Below are 13,881 nucleotides of genomic sequence, written 5' to 3' on the forward strand. Positions count from 1 at the left end.
TCTCTAATCATACTCGTTGTTAAATGGCATTTTGCTATTTTTTTCAAAGTAGGTTCTATCAATATATGAAACGTATCGTATTATTCGTACTTATGTCTATTTCGTTTGTGGTGAGCGCCGCAACAACCACGAACTATGACTTTTCTGTACGAGATCCTGGTTCAAATATTTTTGCATATAAAGGAACTTATAGCGGCCGAAATCCACCTCCTGCAAATAATTCATCACCCTCCGTGGCTTTTTCTCCTTCAGACTATGCAAATATTGAGAGTAACAACAATACATATCATAGACTTATAAATTACACTCGAGATTTATATCCCGCTACACGCTATGTTGTAGCGCTAGATGAAGTTGCAGATACGATCACTGAATTAAATTTCTTCTGGAATGGTTATGGCGTAAATAGTAAAAATAATCAAACAGATGGCGTAGTTATTTACATTTGGAACAATAATAACAACAGATACGATTATCTCATGCACACAGTATCAGGTGGGATAGTCGAATTAGACCGAAGTTTAACATCAAATCTTACCGACTATATTGATAGCAATAATCAAGTTACCCTTTATGTTGTTTCTCAAGATGAAGCATCCAATAATCAGACTAATGAGATAGGAACGGACTATTTTCGCCTATCAGTGACTGCTAGTAGTGTAGCAACACTTATTGCCGAATATCGTTTTGATGAATGTCTTTACGAAGGCCGAGCATTTGAAGTTATTGATCAAACGGGTAACTTCTCTGCTGAAAGTTTTTCTAACCTTGATACATCAATTGACGCCCAAATTGAGCGTGCAGCTAACATTTCTGATGCCGCGCATCATATAGAAACTTCAATTCCTATTAGTGGCAACTTTAGTGTCGCTACTTGGTTTAATAAACCGACGGCCCGCTCGGGTAATCGTTATATGGTTTTAGGTGCAATGGCTAACGGTGGCGGTGATTTACTTTACTTAGACAGAGATAATAACTACCAGTGGGGCGTTTATGACGGGTCTCGTTCATCAAGTGGAAACTTTAGGTTTGGCAATTTAAGCAGTGGCTGGCATCATATGGTTTTAGTCTATGGTACTAATACCACGACACTCTTTATCGATGGCGAGGCCAAGGGCAGTATTGGCTTGAGGCCTTCAGGAACGCTGAAATATATTGGTACTTCGTATGATGAGGTCAATAGTCTTTCACCTCAAGGGTTCCGAACTGCACTTGATGAGTTTAAGGTTTATGATCAAGCGCTAACAAATACTGAAATCAACACGATTTATTCGAATGAACTTGCTAGAAATAATGCTGATGGTACCGGGCGAATTGCAGTACATTGCCCAGTACTTATTGCACAATTTTCTATGGACGAAGTCTCTTGGAATAGTAACCCTGGGCAGGTCGTTGACGAAACAGGTAATTTTAGTGCTAGTGCTATTAATGGAACAACAACCGAGGGGTCTTCACCTGCGTTAACAGGTAACCCGGGTACTTGTCGTTATGGTTTATTTGATGGCAGAGATGACTATATTCAAATTAATGATGATAACCGACTAGATTTAGAAACTGAGTTGAGTATTAGTGTTTGGATTAACCCCAAAACAATGCCAAGTTCTGGTTTAAAAACAATTATTTCTAAAGATGAGAACTACGAGTTTCATTTACAGCCTTCAGGCGAAATTTTTTGGTGGTGGCAAACACATTCATTTGCTACTAGTGGCGCAGGCATTACTGCCGGCAATTGGTTCCATATAGCAATAACGTATAAAAGTGGTCAGCAAGTTATTTACGTTAACGGTATTGAAAAAGGAACTCGAACCTTTACAGGGAACTTAACGCTCAACAACGACCCTTTACAGATAGGACAAGACCAAGGTTCTTCTGGTCGATTTTTCGAAGGTTACATTGATGAAGTGCATATATACGATGGTGCGCTGACGGCTACAGAAATAAATGAGCTTTATGCCAAGCGACAGGTCTGTGAAACTATTCATCATTTTGAAATCATTCATGATGGTCAAGGGTTAACGTGTCTTAGCGAACCTTTAACCCTAAAAGCATGTGCCGATGAAGCTTGTACTGCAACAATTGATACGCCAACCGAGGTACAAATATTTGCTGGTGGCGAGCTAAAGCAAACCGTTACGGTTATAGGTGAAACAAGTACTAGCTTCAATCACTTAGTGGAAGAAACCATCACCTTAAGCGCAGATCAAAACTATACTTGTAAAAACGGCCGGTCAACCAGTTGTGATATAAGTTTTGCTAATGCTGGATTCGTACTCGACATAAATTCTGGTGCAGACGCTTTATCTTGTGACAGTGTAAACTTTGCAATTAAAGCTGTGAAACTAAGTGATTCTGGTGAGAGTTGCGCACCAGCCTTTACCGGTAGTCAAAATTTAGAGTTTAGTTTTAATTACTCAAATCCGCTTATTGGTGGAAAACAACCCGTACTTGATGGAACTGCCATGGCAAGTGCAGGAGAAAGCCAAACCCGTGCGATTCTTTTTGACGAAAACGGTGAAGCTTCTCTACCAATTGCATATGATGATGCAGGCACGTTGAGTTTTAGTGTCAGTGAAAAAATATCATCAGGCGTTTCTAGCACAACTGTTAATAAAGATTTTTACCCCTCAAGACTTGTTTTAACCGCTAAAAAAACAGAGGGGGCATTGTTAAACAATACGACTGCTTCGGATGAACCCAAACAAGTTGCTGGCGATGACTTTTATCTGAATTTTATTGGGCAATGTAGTAACAATACTGAAACACCTAATTATCAACCTCAAGAAGCAAATGATTTAGCGTTAGCAGTGAAACATATTGCTCCCTCTTCACTTTCCTCAGCATTGGGTAAATTAACCGTAGGTGATACGAGCATGACGGCTTCAAACTCAGCAAACCCTGATTGGGAAACTATCAACGCTACGGATAAACAACTGGTAACCAATTACGACGAAGTTGGCATAATCAGTGTAAATATAAAAGATAATGACTATTTAGGTAATGTTATCAACGCTACGGGGTTTTTGGATATTGGTCGCTTTACGCCAAGTTACTTTGACATAACAGTGACCAACAATTCATTTGAAAATATCTGTATGTCAGACGATACACCTTTTACTTATGTCGGACAGCCTTTTAAGTATTCAACTGCACCTATAATAACGATTACAGCAAAGAATGCTGCAGGATTTATTACAAAAAACTATACCGATACTTCATTTCAAAAATTAGTACCTGCTGATGTTATCCTCACATTTGCTACCACTGATTCAGCAAAAAATGAGGCCGATAAAAATGGGGCTGATCTTGCGACTAAAATGATTATTGAACCTACAACTTCACCTGGCAGTTTAGGTGAACTTAGCAAAGGTGTTTTGGATTATACCTTCTCAACGTTCGACACATTTACTTTTACTAAGGGTCCTTATTCACAAGTAACTGAGTTTATGGTTAATTACAATATTTTGATTGATCGTATTAGCGACTCTGACGGTGTTGGTATTAATGTCTTAACTCCACCTCTAATGGTTCAGCCAACTGGGGGTTTTCAGCGTTTTGGTCGCCTTGTGCTTAGTAATAGTTTTGGCCCTGAAATATCATCAATAGATCAATATTTTGACGTAGAGTACCTTAATATATCAGGGAAGTTTGAACGTAATAAAGACGATAATTGCACACTAATTACGGCAGATGAAGATAATTGGTCTTTCACTGACCCAACAGGTGAGATAGCCATTAGTGATATTTCAATTAGTGGTACAGGGGGAAGTTTTAAAGCGGGTAACTTCCAAAATATTTCTCTTCTTAGTGAAAATAAGCAAGGGACTATTGATATTAAGTATACCGCACCTAGTTGGTTACAGTTTGATTGGCTAAATGCCGATAATAATTTTGATGATCCATATAATCAAAACCCATCAGCAACAGCTACTTTTGGGGTCTATCGCGGCAACGATCGTATTATATCGTGGCGAGAAATAGGTAATTAGCTAGCAATTCTGTTACTTTTGTCTCTTTTAATAAATAAAACCTAAAAAACATCTATTTAAAGGTGTTTTTTTTACAAACATACAACACATTCCCTAAAGTCTGGGGTATGATTAAGTGTTATTACTTTTAATTAAATACTGAACATTCTTACTTGTTATTTTTAATACTAATTTATTGATTAAATTAATATGTGGTAGAATTTTAGTCGTTTTGGCAATTTAGTGCCTTAGCACCATTTGTAGGATATTTTGACCTTATGTTTAAAAAATTACGCGGCATGTTTTCTAATGATTTATCAATAGATTTAGGAACGGCGAACACTCTTATTTATGTAAAAGACCAAGGTATTGTTTTAAATGAACCTTCGGTAGTTGCTATTCGTCAAGACCGCTCTGGTGGTTCAAAAAGTGTAGCTGCAGTCGGTTCTGCTGCAAAACAAATGCTCGGAAGAACGCCGGGCAATATTGAAGCTATTCGCCCAATGAAAGATGGTGTTATTGCTAACTTTTTTGTTACTGAAAAAATGCTTCAGTATTTTATTAAGCAAGTGCACAGTAATAACTTTTTACGCCCAAGCCCTCGTGTACTCGTTTGTGTGCCTTGTGGTTCAACTCAAGTTGAGCGTCGTGCCATTCGTGAATCAGCCCTCGGTGCTGGCGCACGTGAAGTTTATTTAATTGACGAACCTATGGCTGCCGCTATTGGTGCAGGTATGCCTGTTTCAGAAGCTACTGGCTCTATGGTGGTCGATATTGGCGGCGGTACGACAGAAGTCGGTATTATTTCATTGAATGGTGTGGTGTATTCTTCATCGGTTCGCATCGGTGGTGACAAATTTGACGATGCCATTATCAATTATGTACGTCGTAACTTTGGCAGCTTAATTGGTGAAGCAACGGCAGAGCGTATCAAGCATGAAATAGGCTCAGCTTATCCAGGTGAAGAAGTCTTAGAAATTGAAGTACGTGGTCGTAACTTAGCCGAAGGTGTTCCGCGTAGTTTTACCTTAAATAGCAATGAAATATTGGAAGCATTACAAGAGCCATTAACCGGCATTGTTAGTGCTATTATGGTTGCTTTAGAGCAAGCGCCACCAGAATTGGCGTCTGACATTTCAGAACGCGGTATGGTACTTACTGGCGGCGGTGCATTATTAAAAGATTTAGATCGCTTATTAATGGAAGAAACAGGTATCCCTGTTGTAGTTGCTGATGACCCACTAACTTGTGTGGCTCTTGGTGGTGGTAAAGCGCTTGAAATGATAGACATGCATGGTGGCGACCTATTTTCTTATGAGTAAATGCTCATACGAATAAGTCATACTAATTATTCATTGCCATGTTGATTAACGACATTATGAAGAGAGTCATTGATTCGCGTCAACTCGGTTCATTCTGCTTGTTTTTAGTCTACATGGCCGCCGATAAATTAGCATTTATACAAGTTTAACTTATGAATCCAATATTTAAACATGGCCCTTCTCCTCAGCACCGACTTTTGTTGGTGCTGTTTTGTTCTGTATCTTTAATTTTTTTCGACCATAAAATGAATAGTTTCGAAAATATTCGTGGCTATTTGCAGTCTATGGTAAGTCCTTTACAGTATTTAGCGACCACGCCTAAACAGATGATGACTTGGGCAGCAGAAAATATTATTACGCGACGACAACTGATCAGCGAAAATCAACAATATAAGATTTCAGAATTACGTTTTCACCAGCAATTACTGGCACTGGAAATTATAAAAAAAGAAAATGAGCGTTTACGCTTATTGCTTGCTTCACCGCTAAGAGGCGAAGTCAAGAAAATGGTTGCTGAAATATTGTCAGTAGATTCTGACCCTTACAGTCATCAAGTGGTTATTAACCGCGGCAGTGACGACGGCCTTTTTGAAGGGCAACCAGTCATTGATGATGAAGGTATTGTTGGACAAGTTTTGCATGTAGGCATAAACAGCAGTAGAGTTATTTTAATTACTGATGTTACGCATGCTGTACCGGTAAGGGTAAGTCGTAATGGTGTACGTTTAGTCGCATCGGGTACTGGGCAAATAGACAGGCTAACGCATAATTTTGTACAACATAGTACGGATGTTCGCAGTGGCGATTTACTCGTAACGTCGGGTCTTGGCGATAAATATCCTGAAGGATATCCTGTTGCTCGGGTTACCACCGTTATACAAAATGACGCTAATGCGTTTGCCCTTGTTCAAAGTGAACCAGTGGCTAAAATAGACAGGTTGCGTTACTTATTGTTACTTTGGCCTGAAAAAGCCCCTGGAATTTTTGCGCCTTCACAAAAAACAGCGACACCAGATAAACTAGAGAATAAAAAAAATAACAATGACACAGGAGTAAACAATGCCGATTCGTAATATTTTGATTGTTATGTTTACTACAGTGATTGCTTTAATTGCCAGTATTATGCCATTACCACTAAGTATTGATGCCTTTCGCCCGGACTGGGTATTGGTGGTGCTTGTTTATTGGTGTTTGGCGTTACCCGCGCGAGTTAATGTGATTACCGCTGGTTTTGTCGGTTTGTTGCTTGATGTTTTACTCGGTTCTATTCTGGGTGTGCACATGATGGCAATGGCTATGGCCGTTTATATTATTGCGGGTAACTTCCAAAAAATTCGAAACTTCTCTGTTTGGCAACAATCTCTTATTGTGGGTGTTTTATCCGCTTTATACCATTTAATTGTTTTTTGGATGCAACGGTTTTTAACCGATGCGGTGTTTCTCCCAAGCTATTTATATCCGGTGATCACCACGATAGTACTTTGGCCATGGGCGTTTTTATTATTAAGAAAAGTACGTCGTCACTTTCGTATAACTTAGTGCCTATTCTCCTCCCGTTAATTGAGTAATTTTGTATGAAGCCTATGTTAGTTTTAGCCTCGCAGTCACCCCGAAGAAAAGAATTACTCAGTCAACTGGGCTATCAATTTAAAACTGTTTCAGCTGATATTGATGAAAGTATTATCGGCAATGAATTACCTCGAGACTATGTTTTACGTTTAGCGATTGAAAAAGCTAAAGTGGTGGCGAAGGATCAGGCGGCAGACTGTGTGGTGCTTGGTTCTGACACTAGCGTTATTTTTAAAGAACATATTTTGGGTAAACCTGACAACATTGAAGCGTGCTGCCAGCAATTACTTATGCTGTCAAACAACACTCACCAAGTACTTACGGCAATTGCAGCCGTAAAGAATAATCAAATCTCTTCTGCCATCATTTCTACTGATGTTACGTTTAAAGCGCTGACCGTTGAAGAAATTCAACGTTATTGGCATACCGGTGAACCGCAAGATAAAGCTGGCGCTTATGGTATCCAAGGTATTGGCGGACAATTTGTGACACAAATTAAAGGTAGTTATTCTGCCGTGGTCGGTTTACCTTTGTATGAAACAGCAAAACTATTAGCTGAGCTTGGTTTACCTACACCTATTCAAGACCCAGCAACGCATCTAAGCGACGGAGAAACTCTATGAGTGGTGAATTACTGATTAATGTAACCCCAAGTGAAACACGTGTTGCGTTAATAGAAAACGGTGTATTACAAGAAGTACATGTAGAGCGTGAATCTCGTCGTGGATTAGTGGGTAATATTTATTTAGGTAAAGTTATTCGAGTACTTCCGGGTATGCAAGCGGCCTTTATTGATATTAATTTAGACAAAGCAGCTTTTTTACATGCTTCAGATATCAATACCAAATTGATTATCAATAATGATGATTTACCCGCAGATCATGTGCCAGACATAAGAGCGTTAGTACATGAGGGCCAGCAAATTGTCGTTCAGGTTATTAAAGACCCGCTCGGCACAAAAGGTGCGCGCTTAACCACAGACATTACCGTGGCAGCTCGATACTTAGTGTTAATGCCCAATGCAAACCATGCAGGTATTTCGCAACGAATTGAACACGCGAAAGAACGTAATCGTCTTAAAGATATTATTACGCCATATTGCAGTGAAGAGCACGGTTTTATTGTGCGAACTGCTGCTGAAGGTGCTGACGAAAAAGAATTAAAACATGATGCTGAGTTTTTACGTCGTGTTTGGATAAAAGTACAAGACCGTAAAAAAAGAAAGCAATTTAAAACCCCTATATATCAAGACTTGTCATTGGCATTTCGTGTGCTACGTGACTTTGTTGGCATCGATTTCGAACGAATTCGTATTGATTCAAAACTTACCTATGAACAGTTACGAGAGTTTACAGAAGAGTTTGTGCCTAATTTAACGCCAGTTTTAGAATGTTATCCAGGTGAACGACCTATCTTCGATTTGTTTGATGTTGAAAATGAAATACAAAGAGCATTACATCGAAGAATTGACTTAAAGTCAGGTGGCTACTTAATTATCGACCAAACTGAAGCCATGACCACTATTGATATAAATACAGGTGGGTTTGTTGGTCATCGTAATCTTGAAGAAACCATTTTCAATACTAATTTAGAGGCAACACAAGTTATTGCCCGACAGCTCAGACTGAGAAATCTAGGTGGCATTATTATTGTCGACTTTATCGATATGAACAGTGTAGAGCATCAAAAACGTGTTTTACACAGCTTAGATGTCGCGATGGCGAAAGACAAGGTTAAATATAGCATCAGTAAATTTTCTAAACTGGGCTTAGTTGAAATGACACGTAAACGTACCCGTGAAAGTTTAGAGCATGTGCTTTGTGGTGAATGTTCAGTGTGCTCAGGCCGCGGACATTTGAAAACGGTAGAAACTGTTTGTTTTGAAATTTTACGTGAGATCGTCCGAGTAAACCGAGCATATGATTCAGACAAGTTTATTGTTTATGCTTCTTCTGCGGTAAGTGAGTCATTAATTAATGATGAATATCATCACCTTGCTGAGTTAGAAGTGTTTATAGGTAAGCAAATTAAAGTTCAGACAGAATCCATGTATAATCAAGAGCAATTTGATGTGATTATGATGTAATTTAAAACGACTGATAGTAGCCTTTTTGTATGATCTTGATACTAACATGCAGGTGATAGTTCCAGGGTTTAGTTACACAGTAAATAAATTAACCAATTAAGTAAAAATTAATCTAATAGAGTATGTAGTAAATTCATTTTATGAGTATTTCAGCTGTTTCGAATCGTTGGTTAAATAGACTGTATAAGGTATTGGCAATATTGTTAGTACTTTTTGCTGTATTGATCAGTGCGTTTCGTTTATCCCTACCGTATGCACATAATTTCCATCAAGATTTTCAATACTACCTTAATGAAACTTATGATACGCACATAACCATTGGCTCATTGGCCATGGAGTGGGGCGTTAATGGGCCTACACTCGTTGTTGAACAAGTCAATGTGCTTGATACTGAAACGGCTGATGTATTTGTTGCAAGCATGGAGTTAACGATTGATTTTTGGGGAAGCTTACGACATCAAAAGTTAATCACGCAAGATATAACATTAGTTGGGGCGCAAATCTTTTTTGATAAAATATTATTAGAAGAAAAAGATAACACCACAGAAGATAGCTCGCTTATCGAGACGATTACCGATGCTTTATTTCAGCAGATTAACCGTTTTACCCTGACAAATAGCAAAATCACCTTAAAAGATCAGGCGATAACCCGAACATTTCTGATCGACCAACTTGTTTGGGTAAATAGTGGCAACCGTCATCGTGCTACGGGCAGTATGCTAATTGATGGGTTAACGTCAAACAATATTAAATTTAACCTTGACGCTTCAGGGCAAAATCTTCGAGATTTAAGTGGTCAGTTGTACTTTCAAGCAAACAAACTAAATGTTACTCCTTGGCTCGATAAAATATTTGCAATCGAAAATGAAAAAACGTATTCATCCGTTAATTTTAGTGCTTGGTATACTTTAAACAAAGGTAAGGCCAATAAATTACAAATAGCGTTAGGTGACAATGAAGTGAGTTGGCTTTTCAACGATGAGCTACACTCTATTCGGATAAACGAAGGCAATATACTTGTTGAGAATTTTGATGATACCAACAACATAACGACCACCACAACACCTCTACAATTTTATACGAATGACAAGGCCTGGCAGCCTTTGACCATGAGTACCCAAAGAACAACTAATGGTTTGATGACTTACATTTCTTCGTTAGAGCTCTTTGGTTTAGCTGATCTTTATCCACTTTTTTCTGGGCATCCCGAAAGCCAAGTATTATTAAACGATTTGTCGCCAGTAGGCCAAATCAGTGACGTTTATTTACTGAAAAGTGATAATAATGATGAGATTAAAGCTCTGGCACGATTTTCAGATGTTACTTCTTCATTTAGCCAAGGGATTCCGGGTATAGAAAATGTCAGTGGAGAACTTAGCTTTGCTCAACAAAATTTGCACATTAAGCTGTTAGCAGAAAATGGCCAGCTCGATTTTGATAAACACTTTATCTATCCTATTCCCTATCAATCAATTGCTGCTCAAGTTAATGTGGATTTCGCCGCTGTTAATTTATCGGTGAAAGTTCAGCAAGTTGAAGTGATATCAAAGCAGTTGCACGCCACCGCAGATATAGCAATTAAAGCACAAGACAATGAAGCGATTACTATGGCATTACTCGCGAATGTGCACCGTGGTGATGCTAAGCTTGCTCACTATTATTACCCACATTTATTGATGGGAAACAATCTTGTCGACTATCTAAATGCCGCCATTATTGAAGGAGAGTTTGAACAAGCTCAGGTACTTTTTAATGGCCCCTTAAATAAATTTCCTTTTAATGATAATAGTGGCATTTTTGTTGTTGATGCCGAATTGAAAAAGAGTAAATTTCAGTTTGACCCAAACTGGCCTGTGATTAATGACTTTGCTGCTAACTTAAATTTCACCAACAACAGTATGCTAATAACAGGTCGAGGTGGTGAACTCACGGGTATTGATGTTGCGGGTGTTAAGGTTGCTATTGATGATTTAGAAGGTCAGCAAATATTGACGGTTGCAGCGAAGTTTAAAGATACCCAACCCAGTGCAGTAAGTGACTTAATGAATAATAGTCCGCTGGTTACAACGGTGGGAGAAACCCTAAACCAGTTACAAGTTTCACAAAAAATTTCGGGTAGCTTTGCACTAAATCTACCTTTGAATGACCTCGACAGTGTTGTGGCTAGTGGTAAAGTTGAATTTAAAAATAATCAATTAGCCCTACAAGCGCCTGCCATGAACTTTACCGAAGTTAATGGCGAGTTAACTTACAAAAATGATGTTATAAACACCGAAGGCTTAACGTTAAATTGGCGTAAAATGCCTTTAGGTTTATCGGTAGAAGCGAATAACAATCACAGTGAATACTATCAAACATTGATTAACTTACAGGCTAAATGGCCTGAATCTTCTTGGAAAAAAGAGCTACCTGAAATACTGAAAAAGTATGGAAGCGGCCAGTTAGATTGGCAAGGTAATTTAATCCTTAGAATGTATCGCCAAGGTGGTTTTACTTATGAGTTACTGCTTGATTCAACTTTTGATAAATTAACTTTTTCATTGCCGTCCCCCTATAAAAAAATAGCCGGAGAAGCACTTAATGTTGCAGTAAATGTATCTGGTCAGAAAAATTTATCAGTCATTAATGCTCGAATAGGTAAAGAGCTGAATTTTTATGGAGAATTAAATCATAGTAAGGTGCAATTTAGTAAGGCACATTTAGTACTCGGTAATGAAAATATGCTTTTGCCTACCGAAGGTTTCCATATAACCACTAATTTATCTACAGCATCGGTTACTGAATGGCAGCCGTTAATTTTAGATATTCTTGATGGAATAGCGCAAGTGCCGGCGAATACACAAGAGAATAGTGTTGTGCTGTTAAGTGCACCTAAACGTATCCGTGGTCAGGTTGCGAAACTTGATGTGTTAGGGCAAGAATTGACCGATGTGTCTTTTAATTTACTTGATAGTGAACAATGGTGGTTACTTGATTTACAAGCCAGAGAAGCGAGGATTAAAGCTAAATTTTATCCTGACTGGCATCAACAAGGCATAGATATTGATGCTGACTTTATTCATTTAGCCGTTGAAGATGAACTTGCAACGCAAACCGCTATTCAAAAATCATTAGAAGAGAATCTCAGCAATGATATTATTTTTGCTAACATCCCACCTATTCGTGCAAAATGTACCAGTTGTACCTATGGACGTTTTGATTTCGGTGAAGTTGATTTTTCGATTGAACGCTCCGCTGTTGATACCTTAGCCATAAAGAAATTTACGGCTAAGCGGGGCAAAACACAATTAAACCTTGATGCAAGCTGGCAACACAGTAAAAATATTTCGCAAACAACCATTACAGGCCAGTTACAAGCTAAAAATTTCGATCGTGAAATGGAGAAATTAGGTTACCCTTCGACCATCAAAGATAGTGAATTAGACTTAGATTATGCGGTTAATTGGACGGGTAGCCCTTTCGATTTCAAATTAGAAAACTTTAATGGTATTAGCAACGTTGAACTATCTGATGGGTATTTAGCAGAAGTGCCTGATTCAGCTAGAGCCTTCTCATTACTGAGCTTGCAGTCACTAGTACGTAAATTGAAGTTCGACTTTCGAGATATTTTTAGTGATGGTATGTTTTATGATTCCATTAAAGGTAATTTTGAAGTTAAAAATGGTGTGATTTATACTGACAATACCTTTATGAAAGGTGCAGCAGGCGACTTGTCTATTAAAGGTAATACCGACTTAAATGATCAGGTATTAGATTATAAAATGTCTTATAAACCTAATTTAACGTCAAGCTTGCCAGCTATTGCTTGGATAGCGACATTAAACCCGCTGACCTTTATTGGCGCACTGGCCCTCGATGGTGTCATTACTTCTCAAGTTGTTTCTGAATATAAAATTGAAGTTACAGGGCCGATAGAGTTACCTGTAATCAAAGTTGTTGATAAGAAAACTCAAAATATTAAAGTCGGTCGCTCAACTCCTCCAGAAATTATCGAGACCATCCCTCAAAAAAATAATAATCCCTCTGTTGATTTTGGGAATAAAGATAAGGGAATTAAAGATCACAAGGAAATCAACTTAGATGGTTAGATTGACGGCAATACAACTATGCTCAGTACCTAATGTTGAAGAAAACCTTGTGATTATTGATGCTGAACTAGCACGCTTAGCACCGCATTCAGCCAATGATGAACATATTGTTGTGTTACCCGAATGTTGCTTGTTTTTTGGAGGAAAAGACGCCGAGCAGTTAAGTGTGTCGAAACTCTTATTAAAAGACAAACTTGCGCAACTAGCTAAAAAATATAAAGTATTCTTAGTCGCTGGTAGTATTCCTCTGGTCACATTACCCAAAATTGAAGACAAGTTTACGAACAGTAGTTGTATTTTTTCACCACAAGGTGAAGAATTAATACAGTACGATAAAATACATTTATTCGATGTGAATGTTGAAGATAGCGAAAAAAGTTATCGAGAATCTCGCTATACTCAAGCAGGTAATAAAATTTGTTGCTTGAAAAGTAAAACGGTCAATATTGGCTTAACAATATGCTATGACTTAAGATTTCCTGAGCTTTATCGTCAGCTTCAGCAATTGGGTGCTGATATTATTACAGTTCCCAGTGCGTTTACTGCGGTTACGGGTAAAGCGCATTGGCAAATATTATTGCAAGCACGTGCTATTGAAAATCAAGTGTATATCGTCGCTGCAGGTCAACAGGGTATTCACTGTAATGGTCGAGAAACATGGGGCCACAGTATGATTATCAGTCCTTGGGGGGAAATACTCACCTGTTTAGAGCAAGGTATTGGTAGCATTAGTATTGAATTTTCTCGAGAAGCACTAGAAAAAGTAAGAAAAGCAATGCCTGTTATCGAACATAATCAATTTGAAAGCACATTAAAAACTCCAAAACTAAATAAATTAATACGATAAGTGA

Annotated in this window: 8 protein-coding genes; all 8 read left to right on the forward strand. The window is 38.3% G+C overall.

What is annotated here, in order from left to right:
• Positions 1-65 precede the first annotated feature (65 nt).
• The 8 genes from H4J39_RS07615 (at position 66) to H4J39_RS07650 (ending at position 13,877) form a co-directional block, all read left to right on the forward strand.
• Positions 66-3,986, forward strand: a complete 3,921-nt coding sequence (locus tag H4J39_RS07615; protein ID WP_182226997.1) for a LamG domain-containing protein — start codon at positions 66-68, stop codon at positions 3,984-3,986.
• 257 nt (positions 3,987-4,243) lie between these two features.
• Positions 4,244-5,287: a rod shape-determining protein gene (locus H4J39_RS07620; protein WP_182180805.1), complete on the forward strand. Its 1,044-nt coding sequence runs from the start codon at positions 4,244-4,246 to the stop codon at positions 5,285-5,287.
• A gap of 152 nt (positions 5,288-5,439) precedes the next feature.
• Complete coding sequence (gene mreC / locus H4J39_RS07625) at positions 5,440-6,360, forward strand: rod shape-determining protein MreC (protein WP_182226999.1); 921 nt, start codon at positions 5,440-5,442, stop codon at positions 6,358-6,360.
• Positions 6,347-6,826, forward strand: coding sequence for a rod shape-determining protein MreD (mreD, locus tag H4J39_RS07630; protein WP_182227001.1), 480 nt, complete (start codon positions 6,347-6,349; stop codon positions 6,824-6,826). The genes mreC and mreD overlap by 14 nt, the downstream gene beginning before the upstream one ends.
• Before the next feature lie 44 nt (positions 6,827-6,870).
• Positions 6,871-7,479: a nucleoside triphosphate pyrophosphatase gene (locus H4J39_RS07635; protein ID WP_182227099.1), complete on the forward strand. Its 609-nt coding sequence runs from the start codon at positions 6,871-6,873 to the stop codon at positions 7,477-7,479.
• Positions 7,476-8,942, forward strand: a complete 1,467-nt coding sequence (gene rng / locus H4J39_RS07640) for a ribonuclease G (protein WP_182227003.1) — start codon at positions 7,476-7,478, stop codon at positions 8,940-8,942. The genes H4J39_RS07635 and rng overlap by 4 nt, the downstream gene beginning before the upstream one ends.
• A gap of 140 nt (positions 8,943-9,082) precedes the next feature.
• Positions 9,083-13,030, forward strand: a complete 3,948-nt coding sequence (locus H4J39_RS07645; protein ID WP_182227005.1) for a YhdP family protein — start codon at positions 9,083-9,085, stop codon at positions 13,028-13,030.
• Positions 13,023-13,877: a carbon-nitrogen hydrolase family protein gene (locus H4J39_RS07650; protein WP_182227007.1), complete on the forward strand. Its 855-nt coding sequence runs from the start codon at positions 13,023-13,025 to the stop codon at positions 13,875-13,877. Before H4J39_RS07645 ends, H4J39_RS07650 begins: the two co-directional genes overlap by 8 nt.
• The last annotated feature ends 4 nt before the right edge of the window (positions 13,878-13,881 follow it).

This window comes from Colwellia sp. Bg11-12 (assembly GCF_014076955.1).
GTDB lineage: Bacteria > Pseudomonadota > Gammaproteobacteria > Enterobacterales > Alteromonadaceae > Colwellia_A.